Annotated in this window: 28 protein-coding genes; 12 read left to right on the top strand and 16 right to left on the bottom strand. The window is 64.6% G+C overall.

Annotation, left to right across the window (positions count from 1 at the left end; genetic code table 11):
- From mbfA to RB2654_RS16060, 4 genes are all read right to left on the bottom strand, one after another.
- Nucleotides 1-981, bottom strand: coding sequence for an iron exporter MbfA (gene mbfA / locus RB2654_RS16075; protein WP_008333776.1), 981 nt, complete (start codon nt 979-981; stop codon nt 1-3).
- A 73-nt stretch (nt 982-1,054) separates the two neighbouring features.
- Nucleotides 1,055-1,759, bottom strand: coding sequence for an NYN domain-containing protein (locus RB2654_RS16070; protein WP_008333773.1), 705 nt, complete (start codon nt 1,757-1,759; stop codon nt 1,055-1,057).
- 54 nt (nt 1,760-1,813) lie between these two features.
- Nucleotides 1,814-2,599: a hypothetical protein gene (locus tag RB2654_RS16065; protein WP_008333772.1), complete on the bottom strand. Its 786-nt coding sequence runs from the start codon at nt 2,597-2,599 to the stop codon at nt 1,814-1,816.
- Between the two features lie 91 nt (nt 2,600-2,690).
- On the bottom strand, nt 2,691-3,821 hold the full coding sequence (locus RB2654_RS16060; RefSeq protein WP_008333770.1) for an S-(hydroxymethyl)glutathione dehydrogenase/class III alcohol dehydrogenase: 1,131 nt from the start codon (nt 3,819-3,821) through the stop codon (nt 2,691-2,693).
- Nucleotides 3,822-3,921: 100 nt separating this feature from the next.
- On the opposite strand from RB2654_RS16060, the gene RB2654_RS16055 reads away from it, so the two are divergent.
- Together RB2654_RS16055 and RB2654_RS16050 are read left to right on the top strand one after the other, a co-directional pair.
- Nucleotides 3,922-4,203 carry an I78 family peptidase inhibitor gene (locus RB2654_RS16055; protein WP_008333768.1) on the top strand — a complete coding sequence of 94 codons (282 nt, stop codon included), beginning with the start codon at nt 3,922-3,924 and terminating at the stop codon, nt 4,201-4,203.
- Complete coding sequence (locus RB2654_RS16050) at nt 4,200-4,472, top strand: I78 family peptidase inhibitor (RefSeq protein ID WP_008333767.1); 273 nt, start codon at nt 4,200-4,202, stop codon at nt 4,470-4,472. Before RB2654_RS16055 ends, RB2654_RS16050 begins: the two co-directional genes overlap by 4 nt.
- Nucleotides 4,473-4,523: 51 nt before the next feature.
- On the opposite strand, the gene RB2654_RS16045 is transcribed toward RB2654_RS16050, so the two are convergent.
- Nucleotides 4,524-4,964 (bottom strand): c-type cytochrome, encoded by a 441-nt coding sequence (locus RB2654_RS16045; RefSeq protein WP_008333766.1) that lies wholly within the window; start codon nt 4,962-4,964, stop codon nt 4,524-4,526.
- A 176-nt stretch (nt 4,965-5,140) separates the two neighbouring features.
- Here RB2654_RS16045 and RB2654_RS16040 point away from each other — a divergent pair, with 176 nt between their 5' ends.
- From RB2654_RS16040 to RB2654_RS16030, 3 genes are all read left to right on the top strand, one after another.
- On the top strand, nt 5,141-6,790 hold the full coding sequence (locus RB2654_RS16040; RefSeq protein WP_008333765.1) for a Y-family DNA polymerase: 1,650 nt from the start codon (nt 5,141-5,143) through the stop codon (nt 6,788-6,790).
- Nucleotides 6,791-6,828: 38 nt separating this feature from the next.
- The gene (locus tag RB2654_RS16035) at nt 6,829-7,752 is read left to right on the top strand and encodes an AEC family transporter (protein ID WP_008333764.1); all 924 of its coding nucleotides are present in this window, start codon (nt 6,829-6,831) and stop codon (nt 7,750-7,752) included.
- 345 nt (nt 7,753-8,097) lie between these two features.
- The gene (locus RB2654_RS16030; RefSeq protein WP_040885109.1) at nt 8,098-8,433 is read left to right on the top strand and encodes a DUF2794 domain-containing protein; all 336 of its coding nucleotides are present in this window, start codon (nt 8,098-8,100) and stop codon (nt 8,431-8,433) included.
- Here RB2654_RS16030 and RB2654_RS16025 read toward each other — a convergent pair whose 3' ends face one another.
- The 3 genes from RB2654_RS16025 to RB2654_RS16015 all read right to left on the bottom strand — a co-directional run bounded on the left by RB2654_RS16025 (nt 8,434) and on the right by RB2654_RS16015 (nt 11,156).
- Entirely contained in the window at nt 8,434-9,312 is an 879-nt protein-coding gene (locus RB2654_RS16025) for a C40 family peptidase (protein ID WP_008333761.1), read from the bottom strand.
- Nucleotides 9,309-10,694: a leucyl aminopeptidase family protein gene (locus tag RB2654_RS16020; protein ID WP_008333758.1), complete on the bottom strand. Its 1,386-nt coding sequence runs from the start codon at nt 10,692-10,694 to the stop codon at nt 9,309-9,311. The genes RB2654_RS16025 and RB2654_RS16020 overlap by 4 nt, the downstream gene beginning before the upstream one ends.
- Nucleotides 10,695-10,778: 84 nt before the next feature.
- A complete protein-coding gene (locus RB2654_RS16015; protein WP_040885106.1) occupies nt 10,779-11,156 on the bottom strand; it encodes a hypothetical protein in 378 nt (125 codons plus the stop codon).
- A 142-nt stretch (nt 11,157-11,298) separates the two neighbouring features.
- Here RB2654_RS16015 and RB2654_RS16010 point away from each other — a divergent pair, with 142 nt between their 5' ends.
- From RB2654_RS16010 to RB2654_RS15990, 5 genes are read left to right on the top strand one after another with little or no spacing between them, the layout of a single operon-like run.
- Complete coding sequence (locus RB2654_RS16010) at nt 11,299-11,949, top strand: carbonic anhydrase (protein ID WP_008333755.1); 651 nt, start codon at nt 11,299-11,301, stop codon at nt 11,947-11,949.
- A complete protein-coding gene (locus RB2654_RS16005) occupies nt 11,949-12,605 on the top strand; it encodes a lysophospholipid acyltransferase family protein (protein ID WP_008333753.1) in 657 nt (218 codons plus the stop codon). The genes RB2654_RS16010 and RB2654_RS16005 overlap by 1 nt, the downstream gene beginning before the upstream one ends.
- Nucleotides 12,602-13,546, top strand: coding sequence for a phosphatidate cytidylyltransferase (locus RB2654_RS16000; RefSeq protein ID WP_008333751.1), 945 nt, complete (start codon nt 12,602-12,604; stop codon nt 13,544-13,546). Before RB2654_RS16005 ends, RB2654_RS16000 begins: the two co-directional genes overlap by 4 nt.
- Nucleotides 13,546-13,923 carry a hypothetical protein gene (locus RB2654_RS22965; protein WP_008333749.1) on the top strand — a complete coding sequence of 126 codons (378 nt, stop codon included), beginning with the start codon at nt 13,546-13,548 and terminating at the stop codon, nt 13,921-13,923. Before RB2654_RS16000 ends, RB2654_RS22965 begins: the two co-directional genes overlap by 1 nt.
- Nucleotides 13,920-14,534 (top strand): CDP-alcohol phosphatidyltransferase family protein, encoded by a 615-nt coding sequence (locus tag RB2654_RS15990; RefSeq protein WP_008333747.1) that lies wholly within the window; start codon nt 13,920-13,922, stop codon nt 14,532-14,534. The genes RB2654_RS22965 and RB2654_RS15990 overlap by 4 nt, the downstream gene beginning before the upstream one ends.
- Before the next feature lie 53 nt (nt 14,535-14,587).
- Here the strand turns inward: RB2654_RS15990 and RB2654_RS15985 are convergent, their stop codons facing one another.
- The 6 genes from RB2654_RS15985 to RB2654_RS15970 all read right to left on the bottom strand — a co-directional run bounded on the left by RB2654_RS15985 (nt 14,588) and on the right by RB2654_RS15970 (nt 17,807).
- On the bottom strand, nt 14,588-14,770 hold the full coding sequence (locus RB2654_RS15985) for a hypothetical protein (RefSeq protein WP_008333746.1): 183 nt from the start codon (nt 14,768-14,770) through the stop codon (nt 14,588-14,590).
- A gap of 53 nt (nt 14,771-14,823) precedes the next feature.
- The gene (locus tag RB2654_RS23445) at nt 14,824-14,997 is read right to left on the bottom strand and encodes a hypothetical protein (protein ID WP_008333744.1); all 174 of its coding nucleotides are present in this window, start codon (nt 14,995-14,997) and stop codon (nt 14,824-14,826) included.
- An 86-nt stretch (nt 14,998-15,083) separates the two neighbouring features.
- Nucleotides 15,084-15,260, bottom strand: a complete 177-nt coding sequence (locus RB2654_RS23440; protein ID WP_008333741.1) for a hypothetical protein — start codon at nt 15,258-15,260, stop codon at nt 15,084-15,086.
- A gap of 220 nt (nt 15,261-15,480) precedes the next feature.
- Nucleotides 15,481-15,741, bottom strand: coding sequence for a hypothetical protein (locus RB2654_RS15980; protein ID WP_008333740.1), 261 nt, complete (start codon nt 15,739-15,741; stop codon nt 15,481-15,483).
- A gap of 23 nt (nt 15,742-15,764) precedes the next feature.
- Nucleotides 15,765-15,950, bottom strand: coding sequence for a hypothetical protein (locus tag RB2654_RS15975; RefSeq protein ID WP_008333739.1), 186 nt, complete (start codon nt 15,948-15,950; stop codon nt 15,765-15,767).
- Between the two features lie 222 nt (nt 15,951-16,172).
- The gene (locus RB2654_RS15970; RefSeq protein ID WP_008333738.1) at nt 16,173-17,807 is read right to left on the bottom strand and encodes a mucoidy inhibitor MuiA family protein; all 1,635 of its coding nucleotides are present in this window, start codon (nt 17,805-17,807) and stop codon (nt 16,173-16,175) included.
- Between the two features lie 123 nt (nt 17,808-17,930).
- Here RB2654_RS15970 and RB2654_RS15965 point away from each other — a divergent pair, with 123 nt between their 5' ends.
- Entirely contained in the window at nt 17,931-18,413 is a 483-nt protein-coding gene (locus tag RB2654_RS15965; protein ID WP_008333737.1) for a hypothetical protein, read from the top strand.
- Here the strand turns inward: RB2654_RS15965 and RB2654_RS15960 are convergent.
- Nucleotides 18,410-19,432, bottom strand: a complete 1,023-nt coding sequence (locus RB2654_RS15960; RefSeq protein ID WP_008333736.1) for an aspartate-semialdehyde dehydrogenase — start codon at nt 19,430-19,432, stop codon at nt 18,410-18,412. The two genes, RB2654_RS15965 and RB2654_RS15960, sit on opposite strands and share 4 nt — an antisense overlap.
- Nucleotides 19,433-19,797: 365 nt before the next feature.
- Here RB2654_RS15960 and RB2654_RS15955 point away from each other — a divergent pair, with 365 nt between their 5' ends.
- Nucleotides 19,798-21,117: a DEAD/DEAH box helicase gene (locus RB2654_RS15955; RefSeq protein ID WP_008333733.1), complete on the top strand. Its 1,320-nt coding sequence runs from the start codon at nt 19,798-19,800 to the stop codon at nt 21,115-21,117.
- Here the strand turns inward: RB2654_RS15955 and RB2654_RS15950 are convergent.
- A complete protein-coding gene (locus RB2654_RS15950) occupies nt 21,114-22,301 on the bottom strand; it encodes an MFS transporter (protein ID WP_008333730.1) in 1,188 nt (395 codons plus the stop codon). The genes RB2654_RS15955 and RB2654_RS15950 overlap by 4 nt on opposite strands.
- Nucleotides 22,302-22,362: the final 61 nt, after the last annotated feature.

Below are 22,362 nucleotides of genomic sequence, written 5' to 3'. Positions count from 1 at the left end.
TCAACCGCCCCCGATGAGCACCCCTGCCGCGAACACCAGCGCACCCCCCAGCACCACTTGGAACGTAGCGCGAAAAAAGGGCGTCGCCATGTATTTGTTCTGAATCCACACGATCGCCCAAAGCTCGACGAACACCACGATGATCGCGATGATCGTGGCGGTCCAGAAATCCGAGATCAGGTAGGGGAGCGCGTGGCCCAGACCGCCGAGCGTGGTCATCAGCCCCGATGCCACCCCGCGCTTGACCGGAGAGCCGCGGCCCGACAGTTCGCCATCGTCCGACGCGGCCTCGGTGAAGCCCATCGAGATGCCCGCGCCGACCGCCGCCGCCAGACCGACCAAAAGCGTGGTCTGCGGGTCTTTCGTCGCGAACGCGGTGGCGAAGATCGGGGCCAGCGTCGACACCGAGCCATCCATGAGGCCCGCCAGCCCCGGCTGCACCCATGTGAGGACGAACTGGCGATGCGCCGCTTCGTCCTCCTGCTCCCGCGCCTCGCCCGACAGGTATTTGCGTTCGAGCTGCCCGGCCACGTCATTGTGCCCGGCCTCGGCAGCCGCGAGGTCACCCAGAAGCTTGCGCGTGGCGGCATCTGATGAGCGGTCGGCGGCCTTGCGGTAGAATTGTTCCGCCTGCCGCTCCATCTCGCGCGCCTGCGCTCGCATCCGCTCGAGCCCGAGGTTTTCGATCATCCACACCGGCTGGCGCTGGAAATAACCCGCCACATGCTCACGCCGGACCAAGGGGATCACCGTGCCGAAACGGCGCTCATGCTCGTCGATCAGCCATTTGCGGTGGTTGTCCTCTTCCGCCGCCATTTCATCGAACACCTTCGCGGAGGAGGGATATTCCTCGCGCAGACGTTCGGCATACTGGCGGTAGATGCGCGCGTCATCCTCTTCGTTGGAAATGGCGAGCGCGAGCACTTCCTGCTCGGACAGATCGGAGAACCGACGGCGGGAGAATGAGAATCCGGGAACCATATGCACACCTGTTTGGAACGATTCCAAACTAGCGACGCGCCCGCCAAGTTCAAGGGTCCAGCTTGTCGCGGCCTCAGTCCAGACGACGGACGTAGACGTGGTTTCCCTCACGCTTCATCTCGAACCGCTTGGTGTCGCGGATCAGGTCCGACAATTTCGCGCGACCGTAACTGCGGGTATCGAAGTCGCGATTGTCGGCCTGAATGGTCTGGCCGACGACGCCAAGCTGGAACCACTCGCCATCCTGATCGATCTTGGCCATCGCACCGAAGATCAGCGGCAGCGCGTCCATCGGGTCGCGTTTACCCTTTTTCTTCTCGGCGGGTTTCTCGGCCTCTTCATCCACGATGTTTTCGATCATGACGAAGCGCGAACAGACGTTGCGCAGGCTTTCCGGCGTCTTGCCTTCGCCGATCCCGATCACGGTCAGCCCCTGTTCACGGATGCGGTTGGCCAATGCGGTGAAGTCGCTGTCGGACGAGACGAGCACGAAACCGTCGAACCGCCCGGTGTGCAAAAGGTCCATCGCGTCGATCACGAGACCGATGTCGGAGGCATTCTTGCCCTTGGTATTCGCGCTTTCCTGATGCGCGACCATCCCCAGTTCCTGCACCTTGGATTTCCAAGGGCCAAGCCTTTGCGAGGACCAGTCGCCATAGACGCGGCGCAGCGCAGGCTCGCCATAGGTCGTGATCTCCTTCAACACGCCATCCGCGAAGCGGGCGGGGATATTGTCGGCGTCGATCAGGACGGCGAGAAGAGGCTTGGTTTCGGGCATGTCGGGCTGTCCTTAGTATGGCTGCGCCTTCGGTATCCTACTTGGTCGCTGCCGTCACCCGCTTGCGATGTCGTATTGTTTGGCCCAGTCGTCCAGATCACCGGGACCGTCCAGCCGTTCGACCAGCGCGATGCGGCTCAGGATCCGATCCAACGCCGCGCGCGTATCCCCTTCGGTCTGGCGATAGAGGGAGGCGAGAGCGCCGGGCAGGCGCATTTCCGGCTCGGGATGGCTGTAGAACAGCGCGAAAGGGGCGGAATTGATGTTGGACACGAGGCTCGCCACATCGGGCAGGATCGTGCTTTTGAAATCCACGTCCTCCGGCGGAATGGCATGGGTCAGCATCAAAAGCGACCGACCGGCCAGCACGGTCTGTGTCGTCGACAGGATGAAACTGACCGACAGGGTCAGAACCACCATACCCGTCACCGCCGCCATGACACCCAAAAGCGCGGACGCCATGGACCCGGCCTTGGTGATCCCGCCGCCGACCGTGGACAGCATGTGCCCGGCATGGGACAGCGCCCCGATCAGCGAGGCCGGCGTTTCCGGCCCTTGGCGCAGAATACCGGGCTCGAGCGCATGCAGGATCATGGTCCAGCCCACTGCCAGCCCGGCGATCCACCAGATCGCGACGACGCTCATGCAAAGTGGACCGACGACGTGATATTTCCAGCGCAGGTCAGGCAGCGTTCGATGCAGCGCGAACACGCCACGGGCAAGCCGATGGGAGACGAAGAAATAGACGTTCGTTCCGATGGTGGTGAAAATGAAATCGACGAAAACATAGACGACGATCACCGCGCCTATGGTCAGTTCGATGACGTCCAAGGGGGTCATATGTCCTCCGATAGTGGCTGCTCACCGAAAGACAACGGCCGGAGACCGCCCTGCGGTTCCGGCCGTTTTTTCCGACGCCGTCTGGCGTGGGTCAGTAAAGCACCACCGACCGGATCGACTCGCCCTTGTGCATCAGGTCGAAGCCGGTGTTGATCTCGTCGAGCGGCATGGTGTGCGTAATCATCGGATCAATCTCGATCTTGCCGTCCATGTACCAGTCTACGATCTTCGGCACGTCGGTGCGGCCCTTGGCGCCCCCGAAGGCAGTGCCCTTCCAGACGCGGCCCGTGACCAGCTGGAACGGACGGGTCGAAATCTCGGCCCCCGCCGCCGCGACGCCGATGATGATCGATTCACCCCAGCCGCGATGTGCACTTTCCAGTGCCTGACGCATGACGGTGGTATTCCCGGTGCAATCGAATGTGTAATCCGCCCCACCGATCAGGTCGCCGCGCCGCTTGGTCAGGTTCACCAGATAGGGGACGATATCCTCGTCCAGCTCCTTCGGGTTCACGAAATGGGTCATGCCGAATTTCTCGGCCATTTCCTTTTTCGACGGGTTGATGTCGACGCCGACGATCATGTCGGCCCCGGCAAGGCGCAGGCCCTGAATGACGTTCAGGCCGATCCCGCCCAGCCCGAACACCACGGCGGTCGCGCCGATCTCCACCTTGGCGGTATTGATGACGGCGCCGATGCCCGTGGTCACACCGCAGCCGATGTAACAGATCTTGTCGAACGGCGCGTCCTTACGCACCTTGGCGAGCGCGATTTCGGGCAACACCGTGTGGTTCGAAAACGTCGAGCAGCCCATGTAGTGCAGGATCGGGTCGCCATCGAGCGTCGTGAAACGGCTGGTCCCGTCCGGCATGACGCCCTGTCCCTGCGTCGCACGGATCGAGGTGCACAGGTTCGTCTTGCCGGAGGTGCAGGAATAGCATTCGCGACACTCGGGCGTGTAGAGCGGAATGACGTGATCGCCCGGCTTCACCGTCGTCACGCCCTCGCCGACCTCGACAACGACCCCCGCGCCCTCATGCCCCAGAATGGCCGGGAAAAGCCCTTCGGGGTCCGCACCGGACAGGGTGAATTCGTCGGTGTGGCAGATGCCGGTGGCCTTGATCTCGACGAGCACTTCGCCGGCTTTCGGCCCGGCCAGGTTCACGTCCATGATTTCAAGGGGTTTACCGGCCTGCGTGGCAACGGCGGCGCGCGTTTTCATAAGAACTCTCCCTAATCGCTTTCGTCTACCTTGGGCGAATATTCGCGTCCGTTCAATGGCATGGCCTTGCGCCTGCGCCAAGGACGGATATCTAGGACGCATGTGGAAATTCGCCCTTATCCCCGCCGCGCTTCTGGCGCTCACCGCCTGCCAGACCGAGGCTCCCGTCGCATCGACGCCCATGCCCGAACCGCAGCTTTGCGCGGCCGACCAGATGCAATCGCTGGTCGGTGACGACATCTCGAACCACCCCGAACTCGTGCGGTCCAAGGATCTCCGTATCCTCGAGCCCGGTTCGATGGTGACCATGGATTATCGCGCGGACCGGCTGAATATCGACACCGACGAGGCGGGCATCATCACCAAGGTCTATTGCGGATGAAGTGGGGTGCGCTCGCCATCGCGGCCCTCGCGCTCGGCGCGTGCGAGCAGGGGGCGACGGTGACCTATGATCCGAGCGGGCAATTGGGCGTCTGCCCGGCTCCGGCATTTCAGGAGTTCGTCGGCCAGCCCTATGCCAACACGCGGATCGAATGGCCGGACCTTCGGATCATCCGGCCCGGCGATGCGGTGACACGGGATTATCTGGAAAACCGCCTTAACGTCGATCTGGACGAGAACGAGGTCATCACCCGCATCTGGTGCGGGTGATCCATTGCCCTTAAGGGCTGTGCGGGGCGCCCGTTGGACGCCCTGCCAGACTTACAGCTTGTAGGGCTTGTGGCAGGCGCCGCAGGCCCCGCCGACCGAGCCCATCACCGCACCAAGATCATCCGCGCTCGACACCATGCCGGACGCATCTGCCGCCGCGGCCTGAAGCGCCTCGGCCTTGCTCACGAAATCGTCCCAATTGGCCCAGATGTCGTCCGACGCATCGCTTTCGGCGTCCACCACTTCTTCTTCGAACAACGTCGGCACCGTGGCCGCCGTTTCGGAGATCGTGGTGAGAGCGGCCTGAATGGCGGCCGCGTCGAATTCCATCGTGCCCTTGGCCGTGTCGCCGACGATTTTGAAATTCTGGCCGATGGTTTTCATCGCCTGCTGCCGCGCCTGAATGGTCGGGTTGTCCGACTCGGCATGGGCCGCGAAGCCGAAAGCGGCCGTGGCCAGAGCGGCGGAAGCAAGGAGTGTCTTGACGTTCATCTGGATTTCCCTTTGCGATCAATATGTTTTGCGCGTCTTCGGGTCACCTTAGCGGGTGCGGCATGATTGCATAGTCACATCCCCGTCAGGAGGCGGGGGACTGCCGGGACTCGACTCCGGCCCTGCGGTTCGCCTATGAGAACATTAAGTGAACATTAGCCGCGCTGCCGCCCGCCATGCCTGCCAAACGCCATCTGTCGCTGTGGTTCCCCCGCCTCGCCGCCGAGCGCCTGCTGCGCCTCGATCGCGGCCTGCCCGCGGGGCCTTTCGTCGTGGTCGAGGATCAGCGCGGGGCGCAGGTGATCGCCTCGATGAACGCGGAAGCGCAGGCGGCGGGCCTGAGCCTTGGCCAGCCTCTGCGCGACGGGCGGGCGATGTGTCCGGGCCTCACCTCGCGGCCCGCCAATCCGGTGGCCGAGGCCGCGTTCCTCACCACGCTCCGCCGCTGGGCGGGGCGTTTCAGCCCGTGGGTCTCGGAAGAGGCCCCCGACGGCCTGATCCTCGACATCACCGGCTGCGCGCATCTGTTCGGCGGCGAAGACGAGCTTGCCGCCGAGATCGACCGGGAATGCACCACGCTGGGGCTGACCGTTCGGCTGGGGCTGGCCGACACGCTGGGCGCGGCATGGGCGCTGGCGCGGTTCGCGAATGTGGCGGGCAGCGGCCACCGCTCCGGCGACGCCATCGATCAGGAGGCGCGCGCGACACGATCCCGTGCCGTGAAGCGCAAACACTGGACGCGCGGCGGCACGGCCCCCAAGCCCGCCACGCAGTCGGTCGCCCCGCGCATCGCGCCCGTGGGACAGACCAGACAGGCCATCGGCCCCCTGCCCGTCGCCGCGCTCCGGCTTGAAACGGAGACGGTCGAGGGGCTGACGCGGCTGGGGCTGCGCCGGATCGACGACCTGTTCGGCACGCCGCGCGCAGGTCTGGCCCGCCGGTTCGGACGGCACATGGTGCGCCGGCTGGATCAGGCGCTGGGCGTCGAACCCGAACCCGTCTCGCCCGCCCGTCCGCCGGTGCGCTTCGCCGTGCGCATGGGCCTGCCCGACCCCATCGGGCTGGAGGAGGATCTGCTCGCCTGTTTCGACCGCCTGCTGCCGGAACTGTGCGACCGCCTGACCCGCGCGGGCCGGGGCGCACGGCGGGTCAGGGTCGAATTCTCGCGGACCGACCACACCATGCAGGCGGTCGAGATCGGGCTGGCCCGCCCCACCGCCGACCCGCACCGGATGCGTCCGCTGTTGGGCATGAAGCTGTCCGACGTCGACGCGGGCTTCGGCATCGACGCGGTGCGGCTGGTTGTGACCAGTCACGAGCCGGTGCACGCCACCCAGCATCGCGGGCATCTGGAGGCGGGCGCGACCGTGTCGAACCGTGGTCCGGGCGCGGCGCTCGACGACCTTCTGGGGCGGATCGGCACGCGGCTGGGGCTGGAGGCGATGGTGCGCCTGCACCCGGCCGAAAGCCATATCCCCGAAAAGGGCGCCACCGTGCTTGCCGCCGCCTTTTCCCAGCCCGCGACGAACTGGCAGGCCCCGGCCCGCGAACGGCCGCTCAGGATGTGGCCGCCGGAGCCGGTGATGATCCCCGATCTGCCCCATCTACCCGAAACCTTTCGCTGGCGCGGACGCGATCACGGGGTGGCCAGCGCCTTTGGCCCGGAACGGCTCGCCCCGGAATGGTGGCTGGACGATCCCGCCTGGCGCACCGGGCAGCGCGACTACTGGGTGGTGACGACGACGCGGGGCGAACGGCTGTGGCTCTACTTCGCCCACGGTGCCGCGCAGAGCGCCGGATGGTTCTGTCACGGCGCCTTCGCTTGAGGATGGTGGCCGCCCGCAGGTCATGCTAGGGGCAGGTCATGGTCGCTGTCCTTATCCAGGTTCTTCCCTTCTTCGCCGTGATCGCGCTTGGCTATCTCGCGGGGCGCACGGGCTTTTTCTCGGAAGCGGCGACGGCGGCACTGACCAAGTTCGTGTTCTACTTCGCCCTGTCGGCGATGTTGCTCAGGTTCTCGGCCACGCTCAATCTGGGCGACGTGGTGAGCTGGCCGTTCATCTGGGCCTACCTGATCGGCACCTCGGCCATCTACATCGTCGCGACCATCATCGCCCTCGTTCGCCGCATCGGCGTGGAACAGGCCGCGGTCGAGGCGCAATGCGCCGTGATCGGCAACACCGGCTTCCTTGGCGTGCCCATGCTGGCGCTTCTGTTCGGGGAAGAGGCGATCGGGCCGGTCATGCTGTGCCTTGCCGTGGACCTCGTCGTATTCTCGTCGCTCATCGTGATCCTCATCACGGGAACGCGTGACGGACGTGTCAGCCCCAAGGTTCTGGGCACCGTGGCGATGGGGCTGGTGAAGAACCCGATGATCGTGTCCATCGTCGCCGGTTTTTCGTGGTCGGCCACGGGCATTCCGCTCCCCGGCCCCGTCACCGAAATGCTGACGCTTCTGGGCGCGGCGGCCACCCCCGGCGCGCTCTTCGCCATCGGCGCCTCGCTCGCCTCGAAATCGGCCGAACGGCTGTCGGTCGCGGTCTGGCTGTCCTTCGCCAAACTGGTCCTGCACCCCGCGGCGGTGGCCGTCATGGCGATCTTCGTATTCACGCTCGACGCCTTCTCGGCCAAGGTCATGATCGCGACGGCGGCCCTGCCCGTTGCAGGCAACGTCTTCATCCTCGCCCAGCATTACGGGGTGGCACCGATGCGCGTGTCGGCGGCGATCCTCGTCTCGACCGCCGTGTCGATCTTCACGGTCGCGGGCGTCATCGCGCTGGTGGGCTGAAGCCTCTGAATTTCGCAAGGCGGCCCAGCGTTGCAAGGCGGAGCAGCCCGCCCCGCGCAAAACACCAACACAATCAAGCAAAACCAGCGCCCTTGTTTCCGGCGCATAGGCGAAAAAATGCAAAACCCCACCGCTTGGGGTGGGGTTTTGGATCCCGGCGCCGCAAACTGGGTGGGGGCTGTTGACGCGGCACCGGGGAAGCTTGCGCTTCGAGGGTCAGGTTTGCATACCAATCGCGGCGCCATTTTGGGCGACCCGCGGTAAACCAGCGGTCTTTTTGTGTCGTGAATCGGGCGCACTCATCCGGGGATTGATTTACCGTCGAATTGGGCGCAGGCTTACCCTATGAACGCGCCCACTCCGTTCCCTCGTAACGTAGACGAGAAGGTGGCATTCAACCGCCACGAGCTCTCCATCATTCTTGGCCTATACGGACGCATGGTCGCCGCCGGCGAATGGCGCGACTACGGCATGAGTTTCCTGAAAGACGTCGCGATCTTTTCGGTGTTCCGCAGAGCCGCCGAAAACCCGCTTTACCGGATCGAGAAACGGCCGAAGCTGCGCGGAAAGCAGGGCCAGTATTCGGTCATCGGCATGGACGGGCAGATCCTGAAACGTGGCGCGGACCTCAAGACGGTGCTCCGCGTGCTCGAACGCAAGCTGATCCGCGCGGTCGAGTGATTACGGCAGGCGCCGATGCGCCGTCACCGGGCCATCGCCCTGCGCTTCGATCCTTGCAATCGCCGCCTCCATGTCCTCGTATGTGACCCCCATCGCACGGGCGTTGGCATGGATGATCCGCGTCTCGTCCGCGACCATCGCGACATGACCCTTCCAGAACAGAAGATCGCCGCGCCGCGCCGGACCTTCGGCAGCTTCACCGAGTGACATCTGCATGTCGCTGTCACCCGGACAAGTCAGACCGCAGGCGAGAAAAGCGGCCTGAACCAGCCCTGAACAATCCAGTCCGAACCCGGAATTCCCGCCCCACAGATAAGGCGTTCCCAGAAACCGCTCGGCGACAGCGACCGGATCGCTTTCGACCTCGGCGATGGGCCGCAGGTGCGCCATGGGCACATATTGCGTGCGTCCGGTCTTGTGCCTGTCGATCTCGCTCGGGCGCCGCCGCATGTCCACCTCGCCCCAACGACCGCCCTCATGCGTTGCGAAGACGGTCAGTCGGGAGCCGTGCGAAATCGGCAAAGCCTCGTCTCCGGTCTTGAGTTCGGGCGAACCGACCAGATAGCTCTGACGCGCCGAGACGACGTGGGTCGGCTCAAAACCGGGTTCGGCGAGCAGGTCGGACGCGATGGTGCCGACATAGCCGTCTTTCTCGGCAAACCCGAAGCAGCGCCCATCCGTCTCGTCGAGCACGACGAAGGTGTCGTGGAGCACCAGTTCCCGCAGACGTTTGGCGGGGTCCAAGGCATCTCTGAGCGTGGCGACGGGAACGGCCACACTCCGCCGCTCGCCTTGGACAAAGGCTTCCGCGTCGACCTGACCCCGCAACGACACATGCGCGACGCGACCGTTCGATTTCAGAAGCCGTCGGTCGGTCACAGTTTCAGCATCCCGGGCAGGGCTTCGAGGAGCGCGCGCGCGCCCTGTCCCACACCGCCGACGGGCCGTGCCGGGGCCGCCGAAGGCTGCCATCCGAAGATATCGAAATGCACGTATCTGTCGGTGTCGGTCACGAAGCGTTTCAGGAACAGGGCCGCCGTGATCGACCCCGCGAACCCGCCCTTCGGCGCGTTGTCGAGGTCGGCGATCCCCGGTTCGATCATCGCGTCATACGGCGTCCAGAACGGCATTTCCCAGACCGGGTCCGCCACTTTCGGCGCGGCCACGCGCAGCGCGTCGGCATCCATCTCGTCCGTCGCATAGAACGGGGCGAGGTCCGGGCCGACCGCCACCCGCGCGGCCCCCGTCAGCGTCGCCATCGAAACCATCAGGTCCGGCATATCCTCGTCCCCCAGCGCCAGCGCATCGGCTAGCACCAGCCGCCCCTCGGCGTCGGTGTTGTTGATCTCGACCGTCAGCCCCTTGCGGCTGGTCAGAATATCGCCCGGTCGGAAAGCATCGCCCGAGACGGCGTTTTCGACCGCGGGGATCAGAACGCGCAATTGCAGTTTCAGCCCCAGCGCCATAATCATCCGCGCGAGGCCAAGCACGGTCGCCGCGCCGCCCATGTCCTTTTTCATAAGGCCCATCGACGCGCCCGGTTTCAGATTGAGCCCCCCGGTGTCGAAGCACACGCCTTTGCCCACCAGCGTCAGGGTGGGCCCGCTTTCGCCCCAGTGCATGTCGATCAGGCGCGGCGCACGGGCGGCGGCGCGGCCGACCGCGTGGATCATCGGAAAGTTCTGTTCGATCAGATCGTCGCCGACGATCACGTCGATCTCGGCGCCGAATTCGTCCGCCAGCGCACGGGCCGCATCGGCAAGGTCCGCCGGCCCCATATCGCTCGCGGGCGTGTTGATGAGATCGCGGGTCAATGCCTCACCCGCCGCGATCGCCTGCAACCGGGCCGCATCGACCCCATCGGGCGCGATCAGTTCGGCCTTGGGCGCGGGGTGCTTGGTGTATTTCTCGAACGTGTTACCGGCGAGGAGCCAGCCCAACGCGACCTCGTCAAGCGCGTGGCCGGTCAGGTCCGTGACAAGCCGGTAGGTGCCCTCCGGCAGCGCCGCGCGGGCCTTTGCCGTGCCGAACCGCATTCGCGCGCGCGCCTTGGCATCGCCCAATCCGACGAGAGCGCCGTCGATCTTGCCGTCTTTGCCCGGCAAGACGAGCACCGCCCCAAGACCTGCGGAATAGCCGCTTGCGTCGAGCCATGCCGCATGGCTGTCCGGCAGGGTTTCCTTGACCTTCGCAAGCGACTCCTTCGCCACGAGCGTCAGGGGAATGGCATCATCGGTCGGTGCGGCGAATGTCAGGCTCATGTTGGCTCCGGTCAGATTGTCGACCGCGCCACCCTATCCCATGTGCGGGCACCTGCAACGGGGGCCGCGCGGGGCCTGCGCCCCTTAGCCGATCCCGTCCGACATATCCCAGACAGCGACCAGTGACCGATCCCCGATCCGTTCCAGCCGCGCGATGACAGCGCCCAGCGCCGGGGCGTCGCGCCCGGAGGAGAGATCGGACAAATCACGCGACACGCGCGCAAGCTTTGTCATGCCGACCTGCTGCGCCACGGCGGCAAGCGCGCGCGCCCCGGCCGTGAGATCGTCGAAGCGTCCATCGCGATAATCCCCCGGCAGGGCTTCGAGCAGCGCCGACAATTCCTCGAGCGCGTGCTGCACGACCTTGTCGGCCCCGACCGGACCCAATTGCCGGTAAAGCACCTCCAACTGGTCGCGGTCGAGCGCGACCGCTTCGGCCAATTTCAAAACGGCAACTGACATCACCTTCACCCTTTCCCCTCAAAGCGCATGAACCGTGCACCCTCAGCCTCAAGAAAAGGTTTCCGCGTGATCTTGAAATCACTCGAATTTCCCGAAAAATCCGCCTAAACAGCTTTGACCGCGCGCAACAACGGGGAGAAGCATGGACCACGCGAGACCGCTTCCGAAATATCTTGTCCAGCGTTACCAAGGCTGGAAAGCGACGAGCTATTCCGAGAACAAATCATGGTATCGCCGATTGGCGAGCGAGGGGCAGCATCCCCGCGCGATGATTATTTCCTGCTGCGACAGCCGCGTGCACGTGACGTCGATTTTCGGCGCCGATCAGGGTGAATTCTTCATTCACCGCAACATCGCGAACCTCGTGCCGCCCTATGAACCGGACGGGAATCGGCACGGCACCTCGGCGACCATCGAGTACGCCGTCACGGCACTCAAGGTCGCGCATGTCATCGTGATCGGCCATTCGTCCTGCGGGGGCGTCAAAGGCTTCTACGACATGGCCACCGGCGCCGCGCCCGAACTGAAGGCGCCCGAAAGTTTCGTCGGTCGCTGGATGGACGTGCTGCAACCGGGTTACGACCGGATCAAGGATCACCACTCCGGGCAGGATTGCGTCGATCACCTTGAAAAAGAAGCCGTGAAGGTGTCGCTCGACAACCTGATGACCTTCCCCTTCGTGGCGGACGCCGTGAAGAAGGAAGAGCTTTCGCTGCATGGCCTGTGGCACGACATCGGGGAAGGCGGGCTGTTGTTCTACGAAACCGAAACCGACTCCTTCCAGCCGGTCTGATGCACCGGGCGCTGCGAGGACTGAAAGCCTTCGCGGCGCTCGTCGCAGGACATGCCATCGTTCTATTCGCCCGGCTGGTCACGGCCCCTAGGGCGATCTGGGCGGGGATCGACCCGGTTCCCGCCCAACGCATCTATTACGCCAACCACACGTCGAACGGGGATTTCGTGCTCGCATGGGCCGTCCTGCCCCCTGCTTTACGTGACCGCACCCGGCCCGTGGCCGCCGCCGACTACTGGCTCAAGTCGCCGCTTCGCGCGTTCGCCGGTCGCGACGTGTTTCGCGCCGTGCTCATCGACCGGAACCCCGAAAACCGGGCGGAAGACCCTGTCGAGCTCATGGTCGGCGCGCTGGACGAAGGCTCCAGTCTGATCCTGTTTCCCGAAGGCGGGCGCAACATGGGGCCCGAACCGCTCCTGCCGTTCAAGACGGGGCTGTTCCACGTCGCCTCGAAACGGCCCAAGGTGGATCTCGTGCCGACGTGGATCGAAAACCTGAATGCCATCCTGCCCAAGGGCGAGATCGTTCCGGTGCCGCTGCTGTGCACGGTCACCTATGGCACGCCGATCCATCTGGGCGACGGGGAAACGAAAGAGGCGTTCCTGAAGCGAGCCGAACAGGCGTTGGTCGCCCTCAAGCCGGAGCGTGACGCATGAACGCCCCCGAAGAGTTCTTTCGCCTCCTGCTCGCCGTCGTGGTGGTTCTGTCGCTGGCGTCAGGCCTTGGTGAGGTGCTGCGCCGTCGCTTCGACGCGGACGGCACGAACACGGTCATCGAAAACCTGAACGCCCGAATCAATTCGTGGTGGGCGATGGTGATCCTTCTGGCGCTCGCGCTTCTGTTCGGTCGTATCGGCGTCGTCGTTCTGTTCGCACTGATGTCCTTTGCGGCACTGCGCGAGTTCCTGACCCTCACCGTCAAGGCCCGCGCCGACCACTGGGCGCTTCTGGTATCGTTCTTCGTCGTCATCCCGGTGCAATACTGGCTGATCTACATCGACTGGTATGGCCTCTATTCGATCTTCATCCCGGTCTACGCCTTCCTTTTCATGCCGATCCTCGTCGCCCTGCGCGGCGACACCTCGCGTTTTCTGAGCCGCGTGGCCGAAACCCAATGGGGCCTGATGGTCGCGGTTTTCGCCGCCTCCCACGTTCCGGCGCTTCTGACGCTGGACATTCCGGGCTTCGAAGGCCGCGAAGTGCTGCTGATCGCATGGCTCGTCGTCGTCGTTCAGGGCTCGGACGTGCTGCAATACGTCTGGGGCAAGCTGATCGGGCGTCACCCGGTGGCCCCGTCCCTGTCACCGTCGAAAACGTGGGAGGGGTTCGCAGGCGGCGTCCTTTCGGCCTCGGCCCTCGGGGCGCTCCTCGCATGGCTCACGCCCTTCGCCATATGGCAGGCAGCCTTACTTGCCATTCTCGTCACTCTCATGGGATTCTTCGGCGGATTGGTAATGTCGGCTATCAAAAGGGATAAGGGCGTAAAGGACTGGGGGCACTTGATCGCAGGCCACGGAGGCTTTACCGATCGTCTTGATTCCGTTGTGTTTTCCGCGCCCGTATTTTTCCACGTCGTAAGGTATTTCTGGTCGGTCTAATGGCAGTTCTGCATTCGAATATCGCTCACGTCCTTGCGGGCGTTCTCCTGATGGGGGGCTGGGCCTTCATCGCGAACCTCGGTCATCCTTGGCCGGCCGCCCTGATCGCCGGGCTGGTGCAGGGGGCGATCACGGGCACGATGACGTTCTTCATCAAGAAAGCGCTGGAATGGGTGGCCCAACGCACGACGGGCGTGCTGCCGCCGACGCTTGCGGCAAGCACGATTTCGGCCACCATGCTCACCGTGATCCACACGCTCGCAGGCACGCCCGCCTTCTGGGCCACGGTTATCGTGCCCTTCACGGTCGCCACGATCTATGGCGCGACATACACTTTCACCCTTCGGCGGTCCTTCGCACCGAGCCGGGCACAGTGACCCGCCGCCCGCTTGCGACACGCAGCGCGGGCTGGGCCAAAGCACTGGCACGCGGGCTGGCCCGGACGCGGGTCACGCCGAACGCGATCTCGAAGGCTTCCGTGCTGTTCGCCGGCCTCGCCTGTGTGGCGTTCTGGGCATCGCGCGGTGTCGCCGATGGGTGGCTGGTGGTTGCGGCCGCAGCGATCCAGTTGCGCCTACTGTGCAATCTGCTCGACGGCATGGTGGCGGTCGAAGGGGGGAAAGCGTCCGCGGACGGCGCGTTCTGGAACGAGTTTCCCGACCGGATCGCGGATGTCGCCATACTCGTCGGTGCGGGTCTTGCCGTCGACAACCCCGCGCTCGGTTGGGCGGTCGGATCGGTCGCCGTCGGCACGGCCTATGTCCGTGAAGCACGTGTCGCGCAGGGGCTGGAAGCGGATTTCTCAGGCCCGATGGCGAAACCGCACCGCATGGCGGCTATGACCGTCGCGGCGCTTCTGGCCATTGCGCTGCCCCGGATCGCCGGTCATGCGACCTTGGAACTTGCGCTTTGGGTGGTTTTGATCGGGACGGTCCTGACCCTCGTCAGGCGGGCGGTCCGTTTTCGCGAAGCGTTGTCCCGAAAATGAAAAACGGATGCGGCGAGGGCGTCCGCATCCGTCTTTCCGACTGTCGGGGCCGATCAGGCGGCGAGGCGCACCACGGAGCCTTGCGAACGGATCGAGCTGAAGGCCGGGATCGGCTGGGCCTTTTTCACAGGTTCGAAGTCGAAGATGGAAACCACATTGTGGGCGTGGTCGTTGGCGGCATCCAGCGAAGCGAGAGCGGCAAGGCGTCCGGCGCGGGCTTTTTCGATGAGGGTCATTGGGGTGTCTCCAGAATTCAGGGGTGTCGTTGGGGGGCGTCGGGGTCAGTCGCTCAGGCGACGGAACCGCCGGAGGCGAGGACGTCGGTGGTGACGTGGTTGCAGCGGCGGGCATTCGCGGCGGCTTTCCAGTCGGCCATCGACACGACGTTGTTCTGGTAGACATTGCCAGCGGCAGCTTTCGGAGCTTTGGCGGCGTAGGCGGTGAAGTCGATAACGTTGGTCATTTTGGTTTCCCCAGGATTTTGTGGCCGTTTTGTTTTTGTGTGGCCGTGTGGTCAGGTTTGGTCAGGTGGTCAGGAGAGCGCGGTGGTCAGGCCGCTAGTCGTTTGATGGTGCCCTTGCTGTCGGCATTCGAGAAGAAATCCTCGATGTCGGTGCTCGACAGCTCGGGCAGACGTTTTTTCCGGTCGCGGTTCGCGATGCCTTTGAACGGCTTCGGGAAGCGAACGACCTTTTCGTCTTTCTGGTTCTGAGCGGTGGCAGCCATTCTAAACCTCGTTGGCACTTTTCTGTTCCGATGAGGACAAAGCTGCGCCCCGATTCGGGCGGGAAATGTGCTCAAATGGGGCAAGACTGGGGCATTTCACCCTTTCGACACCTAAAAATACCGGTTTTTGCCCCTTTCAGACCCACCTTCGCCCTAGTTCGCGGTAACCAGCCGGTTCAAATGCGGCCCTGCCATGACCCCCGACACAAGTGAGTCGCATTCACGCCGCAATGGGATTCGTAAGCATCAGCGGCGGGAGCTTGTTTTTACTGGCTTTTCGGCAGGTATGGAAAACCGGACGGTCCGCGCGCTTGGGCAGGCTGCCGTCGAAAATGGACACGACGTTGCCTGAGTCGGCGGTCACGGCCCGCAGTGCGGCAAGCGCGGCCAGACGGCCCCGGCGAACCCTTTCGACGATCGGCAGATCCTCACACCCTTCGCTTTCAAGGACGGTGGTCGTGGTGGCGTTAAAAGCGGTCATGGTAATTCTCCCGGAATGTTGGATCAGGCGAAATCGCCGGAGGTGGCGAGGACACGGGTCATGAAGAACACGCCGTTCGCGGTGCGGTGCGGGCGCGTGCGGCCTTTCCACCGTTCGAGCGACACGATGTTCGCGGCAGCCATAGGCAGACGCGGCGCATTGGAATTGGCGGCGCGTGTCTTGGGAAAGGCGATGACGATGCTGTTCATGACGATCCGGTCCTTGCTCGGGGCCGCTGTTGGCCCGCTGTTCTGAAGAAGGGGAAACCGGTTTCCGGCTGGGGCCTCTCGGGCCGAGCGGGCTTTGCCGCAGGGTCGGCTTGTCCGCCGACCCCTACGTTCTCGCTAAGAATTCGGTCACAAATCGCGCTGACTTGCGGCGAAACGGTGCCTCAAGGAAACGATTTTAGTTGAGTTAAAATCGACCGGTCGTCACGGGTTCCAACTGAGCACCTGCCCCTCGGGCCAGTCGAGGGTGATCTTGATCTCGACCTCCCGCGTCTCGCCCGGCGCAAGCGTCAGATCCCAGGCCGACACGCCCCGGCGGTCATCGACGTCGGTTTCGTCCGGCGCAGGCAACGCGACGATTTCGACCTCCAGATCCTCCTTTTCCGAGAAGGTCAGCGGAAAGAGCGCGCGAACCTCCTGCGGTTCGTCCGATAGGTTCTCGACGGTGAAGGTGATCTCCTGAACGCGCGTGGAGGATCGGTTGATGATCCCCGCGTCCCCTTCCGCATTGCGCTTGAGGATCGTGTCGAGCCGGATCGCTTCCATCGGGCCGAACGCCAGTTCCTCGTCGCCGCCCGCCGGGATCATCGGGATCGCCATGCGCCCGACGAAATGACCGTCGCGCATCAGGCTCGCCTCGCCCGGCAGGATCGGCTCGCCGGTCTCGTTCGTGAACTCGGCCATGAGGAACGCGGTCTCGTCCCAACGCGGCGCGGCCTCGATGGTGACATCGGCCGGTATGGTCAGCGTGTCGAGCGCAAGTTCGGCCGCCTCGCCCGGCGCGATGGTCACCGGGTCGGGATAGACATAGGACACCGCAAGCCCGTCGATCTGCAAACCGGCCGTCTTCATCGGCGCGGGTTCGGCCACGATTCCCGCGACGGCCATATCCTCGTCCGCCATCTCCATTTCCGCGCGCGGGGCCATCGGGATCGGGCGACGCTCGTCGGGGTCGAAGATGTCGGCCATGTCCGGGTAAACCTCGCTTGGCGCGATGCGGTCGTTGGGCCGTGCTGTCGACAGGGTCAGCGCCACATCGGTCCAAGCCCGCCGGTCGTCCTGCGTGACGATCAGCTTGCGGTCCATCGTGATCTCGCCCGCCTCGCGGTCGAGGTTCATGTCGTAATCCACGCGCCAGCCAGCGGCCCAGCTCTGCTCGGTCATCTCAAGCGCAACCGGCCCCGCTTCGGCGACGACGACCTCGACGGTCAGCATGTCGTTCTCGGTCGTCGGCGGGGACAGGCGGGTGAGCGCGGCTTGGGCCGCGGCAAGGTCACCCTTCAGATCGGAAAGCTCTTCCTCCAATGGCCGCAGGGCAGCCTTGGCGACGAGAAGCGCGGCGCGGGTTTCGGCTGTCTGCGTGGCGACGAGGTCTGCGATGGCGAGGATTTCCTCCGCCGTCGCCTCGGCCGGCGGTGTGATCGCCACAAGATAGTCGGCCTTGGCCTGCAAGGCCGCAAGGTCCACCCGAGCCACCTCGATTTCGTCCATCTTGGCTTCGAGCGCCTCTTCGGCCCGGTCGATCTGGGCGGCTGCTTCCTCCTGCGCATCGGTATAAAGGTCGCGCGCGTCTGAAACCACGTCGCGCCGGAAACCCAGGGCGCCGACCACCACGCCCTCGCTCACCGCGATACGTGGCAGGCTGCCCATGCCGTCGGCCTCGGGGTAAGGCACCATGACGACGTGCTCGCCCGCGGGCAGATCGAGTTCGGCGCGCAGGGTCAGTGTCGCCCCGTCGGGATAGATGATCGCTTCGGCCACTGGGGCCTGCGCGAAGAAGGTATCGGCCTTAGCGGGAACGGCGGCGATCAGAGCGATGAGGGAAACGGTGGCGCGCATGACTGGGTGCTCTCCTGAATTGAGGTGAAGGCACGCTAACGCGGGGCGGGGCGCGGGCATAGCGCCGGGATTTTCGTCGGCGCGAATTCACCGATCGTTAAGGACGATGCGGGAGGGTGGGGTATGACCCTTGAACCCGTCACCCTGTCCATGCCGCCCGAAATGATACGTGGGCTTGAGCGTATTGCCGAAGCGCGAGACCTGACGCCGGGCCAGATCGTGCGCGGGCTGGTCGAGAAGGAATTGAAACGCAACATCGGGGCGAAGACGCCCAACCGGGCGGATGAGCCGCTCGTCGCCCGCCTTCAGCGGCTCCTCGCAGCAGAGATGGCCAGTGCGCATGGATGGGCGGACCTTGCCGGGAGATTATCGCTGAAGGGGTATGAGGTCCGGCCCGCAGGCGGGGGCCTGACCATCCATGACCGGGTGACCGGCGCGCGGCTGTGCAAATCGTCTGAGCTTGGCTTTGCCTATGCGCGCTTGGTGCGCAAATTCCGTTGCCCGATGCCGGGCCATCCGCACCGGATGCAGCAAATCCTGAACGACATCGCCGCCGGAGTTTCCCCCGACGGCGACGATGATCTCATTCTGATCGAGGACGATTAGCCCTTTTTCAGAACCTCGCGGCCCAGAAGCTCGGCGATCTGAACCGCGTTCAGCGCCGCGCCCTTGCGCAGGTTGTCCGACACGCACCAGAAGTTCAGGCCGTTCTCGATCGTGACGTCCTGACGGATGCGCGAAATGAAAGTGGCGAAGTCGCCCACAGCCTCGACCGGGGTGACGTAGCCGCCCGGCTCGCGCTTGTCGACGACAAGCAGGCCCGGCGCCTGACGCAGGATTTCGCGGGCTTCGTCCTCGTCGAGGAATTCCTCGAACTCGACGTTGACCGACTCCGAGTGGCTGACGAAGACCGGGACGCGCACGCAGGTCGCGGTGACCTTGATCGACGGATCAACGATCTTTTTCGTCTCCGTGACCATCTTCCACTCTTCCTTGGTGTCGCCCGAATCCATGAACACGTCGATCTGCGGGATGCAGTTGAACGCGATCTGCTTCGGATAGACCGACGGCTCGACCTCCTGCCCCGGCACGAACATGCCCTTGGTCTGGTTCCACAGCTCGTCCATCGCGTCTTTGCCCGAGCCGGAGACCGACTGATAGGTCGAGACAACGACGCGCTTGATCTTGGCACGGTCATGCAGCGGCTTCAGCGCCACGACCATCTGCGCGGTCGAGCAGTTCGGGTTCGCGATGATGTTCTTTTTGGAATAGCCGTGCACGGCCTCGGGGTTGCACTCCGGCACGATCAGCGGCACGTCCGGGTCGTAGCGGTAGAGCGACGAGTTATCGATCACGACGCAACCGGCCTTGGCGGCGATCGGCGCGTATTTCTTGGTGGCGTCCGACCCGATGGCGAACAGCGCCATGTCCCAGCCCGAGAAATCGAACTGGTCGAGGTCCTGGGTCTTCAGGGTCTTGTCGCCGAAGCTCACCTCGGTTCCCAGTGACCGGCGCGACGCGAGCGCGGCGATCTCGTCGACCGGGAACTGGCGCTCGGCCAGGATGTTGAGCATTTCGCGACCCACGTTCCCCGTGGCGCCGCAGACGACGACCTTGTAGCCCATCTGGCTCTCCTTTTCGGTGTCTCAGGTTTCGGGCGCTGATACAGGAATGCAGAGAGAGGTGAAAGAGTTTCATCGCTCACCATTCGTGACAGGCTCCATTGACTTTTGTGACGGCACGCCCGATATGCCGCTCATCCTGACCGCGGCCGCGTGAGCCGCCGTCGCCACGACAATGACCAAAAACATGGGCGGCAGGGTCAGGATGCAGGGGCGAAGCGCCCCGATACAGGTTCCCATTTCACGCGGGGGGCTTCGCGCCGGACGGTGGCAGGCAATCGCTTTGTCATGAGGCCCGTGCGCGTCCCAGCGATGACGGCGCCGATGCGCCGGACAGGCGGAGCCTTTGCGCTTCGCGGAAAGACAACATGACGACCTTCAACGATCTCGGGCTCGACCCGAAACTCCTCGCCGCCGTGAAGGCTGCGGGATACCAGACCCCCTCGCCCATTCAGGTGCAGGCCATTCCCCACGCCCTTGCGGGCACCGACGTTCTGGGTCTGGCCCAGACCGGCACCGGCAAGACGGCGGCCTTTGGCCTGCCGCTCGTGCAACAGCTTCTCGGCGGCCATGACAAGCGCGAGCCCAAGGGCGTGCGCGCCCTCGTCCTCGCCCCGACGCGCGAACTGGTGAACCAGATCGCCGACAACCTGATCGCCTATGTCAAAGGCACGCATATCAAGGTGAACACCGTGGTCGGCGGCAAGTCGATCAACAAGCAGGTTCAGATCCTCGCCAAAGGCACCGACATTCTGGTGGCCACCCCCGGCCGCCTGATCGACCTGATGGACCGCAAGGCCGTGCGCCTCGACACGGCGACGTTCTTGGTGCTCGACGAGGCCGACCAGATGCTCGACATGGGCTTCATCCACGCCCTGCGCCGGATCGCGCCGGAACTTGGCACGCCGCGCCAGACCATGCTGTTCTCCGCCACCATGCCGAAACAGATGGAGGAACTCAGCCGCGCCTACCTGACCGATCCGGTCAAGGTGCAGGTCGCCGCGCCGGGCAAGGCCGCCGACAAGATCACCCAAGGCGTGCATTGGGCGCAGGACAAGGGCGACAAGATCGACATCCTGAAAGCCTACCTTTCGGACGAACCGGACGGTTTGTCGCTGGTCTTCGCGCGCACCAAGCACGGGGCCGAGCGGCTGATGAAGCAGCTTTGCGCTTCTGGCTTCGACGCGGTGTCGATTCACGGCAACAAGAGCCAAGGTCAGCGCGACCGGGCGCTTGCCGCGTTTCGTGACGGCAAGGCCCGCGTTCTCGTGGCGACCGACGTGGCCGCACGCGGCATCGACATTCCGGGCGTGAGCCACGTGTTCAACTTCGACCTGCCGAACGTGGCCGAGAACTACGTTCACCGGATCGGCCGCACCGCGCGTGCGGGCGCCGATGGCGACGCGATCTCGCTCGTCACGGGCGATGAGCTTGGCTACCTGCGCGACATCCAGAAGCTGATGAAGATCGACATTCCGGTTCTGGGCGGCAACCGGCCCGAAGAACTCGCACCCCCGAAACAGGGTCGCAGCGGCAATGGCGGTGGCGGCGGTCGCGGGCGTGGCCCGCGGCGCGGTGGCGGCAAGCCCAAAGCGGCAGCCAAACCGAAGTCCGAGGGTCAGGGCGCCAAGAAGCCGGCCCGCAGCGGCCAGCGCCGCCGCCGTTCGCGGAGCCGGAGCGCCGCTTAATCCGTGCGGTCGGTGCTGAAGAGGTAGATCGCCAGCCCGACTAGAAGCGGTATGCCGAAGAACAGGAACAACGATTGATAGGGCGCGGCCGCCGAGGCTGCGCCCTCTTTCGTTGCCGCGAAGATGCCTCCCGACGCGAACTGGAACAGCGACACGCCCCCGATCCCCATCAGGTTGATGAGCGTGACCCCGGCCCCTGCCAGATGCGGCGGGAAGAACGCCCGCGCGTGCGCCATGATGAGCGGGAAGGACGCCCCGAACAGCCCCACGGCGGACAGGAGGAGCGTCGTCGTCACCACGCTGTTGTCGGGGAAGAGCCAGAGGCCGAACAGGCTCAAAGCCGCCAGCCCGTTGCCGAAGAAGATCACCCATTTGCGCGTGCCGAACAGGCGGTCCGCCGGACCGTAAAGGAAGTTGCCCGCGATCATCGCCAGCGCCATGACCAGCGTGACGATCCCGATCCCGTTCGAGGTCAGGCCGAAGACATCCTCAAGATACGGTCCCGCCCAAAGCCCGCGCAGACCTGCGGCGGGGGCATAGTTGACGATCTGGATCGGGATGATGAACCACAGCGCCGGAATGGCGAGCAGCGTGAGGACCGAGCCCTTCTTGGCCCCCGGCTCATGCTCGAACGGCGGCGGGTCTTTGACCAGCACCGCCATGACCAGCGCGATGAGCAGGCTGATCGCAGCAAGTCCCCACATGGTTTCGCGCCACCCCATCGTCTCGACCGCCCAGGCCATCGGATAGGACGCGACCACGTTTCCGAACGTGCCCGTGCCCAGAACGACGCCCGCGAGCGTGCCAAAGACTCGCGGCTCGAACACGCGGGCGAAGGTGAAGTAGTTGGCCATAAGGACCGGGGAACACCCGATACCGATCAGCGCCATCGCCATGTTCACGGTGCCCGGCCCCTGCGCCACGGCGAAAAGGGCCGCGCCCCCGGCAGCGCCGATCCCGAAAAGGATCGACGAGGTCTTTTTCGGCCCCACGTTGTCCAGAAGCCAGCCTACGGGAATCTGCATCGCGGCGAAGACGAGGAACCAAAGGCCGGAGGCACGGCTCAGATCCTCGGGCGTCGCGCCGATGTCGGCGTTCAGCACCGGCGCCATGACGGCAAGGAAGGCGCGATAGAACTGGCTCAACACGTAAGCCACCACGAGTGTGACGATCCCGGCGCGCATGTGGTCCTCCTCCCGTTCCGCGTCCGGCCAGATGGACCGAAAGCGCGGGGAATGACAAGGG

The sequence above is a fragment of the Maritimibacter alkaliphilus HTCC2654 genome, from assembly GCF_000152805.1.
GTDB lineage: Bacteria > Pseudomonadota > Alphaproteobacteria > Rhodobacterales > Rhodobacteraceae > Maritimibacter > Maritimibacter alkaliphilus.
Note: the sequence above shows the minus strand (reverse complement) of the source record. Positions and strands in the feature narration are given on the sequence as shown.

Excerpts from the sequence above, each read along its gene's own strand:
- RB2654_RS16055 (WP_008333768.1), top strand. The coding sequence starts at position 3,922 with ATGTGGAAATTCGCCCTTATCCCCGCCGCGCTTCTGGCGCTCACCGCC.
- RB2654_RS16040 (WP_008333765.1), top strand. The coding sequence starts at position 5,141 with ATGCCTGCCAAACGCCATCTGTCGCTGTGGTTCCCCCGCCTCGCCGCC.
- mbfA (WP_008333776.1), bottom strand. The coding sequence starts at position 981 with ATGGTTCCCGGATTCTCATTCTCCCGCCGTCGGTTCTCCGATCTGTCC.
- RB2654_RS15955 (WP_008333733.1), top strand. The coding sequence starts at position 19,798 with ATGACGACCTTCAACGATCTCGGGCTCGACCCGAAACTCCTCGCCGCC.
- RB2654_RS15975 (WP_008333739.1), bottom strand. The coding sequence starts at position 15,950 with ATGAACAGCATCGTCATCGCCTTTCCCAAGACACGCGCCGCCAATTCC.
- RB2654_RS16030 (WP_040885109.1), top strand. The coding sequence starts at position 8,098 with ATGAACGCGCCCACTCCGTTCCCTCGTAACGTAGACGAGAAGGTGGCA.
- RB2654_RS16000 (WP_008333751.1), top strand. The coding sequence starts at position 12,602 with ATGAACGCCCCCGAAGAGTTCTTTCGCCTCCTGCTCGCCGTCGTGGTG.
- RB2654_RS16010 (WP_008333755.1), top strand. The coding sequence starts at position 11,299 with ATGGACCACGCGAGACCGCTTCCGAAATATCTTGTCCAGCGTTACCAA.
- RB2654_RS16045 (WP_008333766.1), bottom strand. The coding sequence starts at position 4,964 with ATGAACGTCAAGACACTCCTTGCTTCCGCCGCTCTGGCCACGGCCGCT.
- RB2654_RS16065 (WP_008333772.1), bottom strand. The coding sequence starts at position 2,599 with ATGACCCCCTTGGACGTCATCGAACTGACCATAGGCGCGGTGATCGTC.
- RB2654_RS16050 (WP_008333767.1), top strand. The coding sequence starts at position 4,200 with ATGAAGTGGGGTGCGCTCGCCATCGCGGCCCTCGCGCTCGGCGCGTGC.
- RB2654_RS16070 (WP_008333773.1), bottom strand. The coding sequence starts at position 1,759 with ATGCCCGAAACCAAGCCTCTTCTCGCCGTCCTGATCGACGCCGACAAT.
- RB2654_RS16005 (WP_008333753.1), top strand. The coding sequence starts at position 11,949 with ATGCACCGGGCGCTGCGAGGACTGAAAGCCTTCGCGGCGCTCGTCGCA.
- RB2654_RS23445 (WP_008333744.1), bottom strand. The coding sequence starts at position 14,997 with ATGACCAACGTTATCGACTTCACCGCCTACGCCGCCAAAGCTCCGAAA.
- RB2654_RS15950 (WP_008333730.1), bottom strand. The coding sequence starts at position 22,301 with ATGCGCGCCGGGATCGTCACACTCGTGGTGGCTTACGTGTTGAGCCAG.
- RB2654_RS15980 (WP_008333740.1), bottom strand. The coding sequence starts at position 15,741 with ATGACCGCTTTTAACGCCACCACGACCACCGTCCTTGAAAGCGAAGGG.
- RB2654_RS16020 (WP_008333758.1), bottom strand. The coding sequence starts at position 10,694 with ATGAGCCTGACATTCGCCGCACCGACCGATGATGCCATTCCCCTGACG.
- RB2654_RS23440 (WP_008333741.1), bottom strand. The coding sequence starts at position 15,260 with ATGGCTGCCACCGCTCAGAACCAGAAAGACGAAAAGGTCGTTCGCTTC.
- RB2654_RS16035 (WP_008333764.1), top strand. The coding sequence starts at position 6,829 with ATGGTCGCTGTCCTTATCCAGGTTCTTCCCTTCTTCGCCGTGATCGCG.
- RB2654_RS16060 (WP_008333770.1), bottom strand. The coding sequence starts at position 3,821 with ATGAAAACGCGCGCCGCCGTTGCCACGCAGGCCGGTAAACCCCTTGAA.
- RB2654_RS22965 (WP_008333749.1), top strand. The coding sequence starts at position 13,546 with ATGGCAGTTCTGCATTCGAATATCGCTCACGTCCTTGCGGGCGTTCTC.
- RB2654_RS15960 (WP_008333736.1), bottom strand. The coding sequence starts at position 19,432 with ATGGGCTACAAGGTCGTCGTCTGCGGCGCCACGGGGAACGTGGGTCGC.
- RB2654_RS15970 (WP_008333738.1), bottom strand. The coding sequence starts at position 17,807 with ATGCGCGCCACCGTTTCCCTCATCGCTCTGATCGCCGCCGTTCCCGCT.
- RB2654_RS15985 (WP_008333746.1), bottom strand. The coding sequence starts at position 14,770 with ATGACCCTCATCGAAAAAGCCCGCGCCGGACGCCTTGCCGCTCTCGCT.
- RB2654_RS16015 (WP_040885106.1), bottom strand. The coding sequence starts at position 11,156 with ATGTCAGTTGCCGTTTTGAAATTGGCCGAAGCGGTCGCGCTCGACCGC.
- RB2654_RS15965 (WP_008333737.1), top strand. The coding sequence starts at position 17,931 with ATGACCCTTGAACCCGTCACCCTGTCCATGCCGCCCGAAATGATACGT.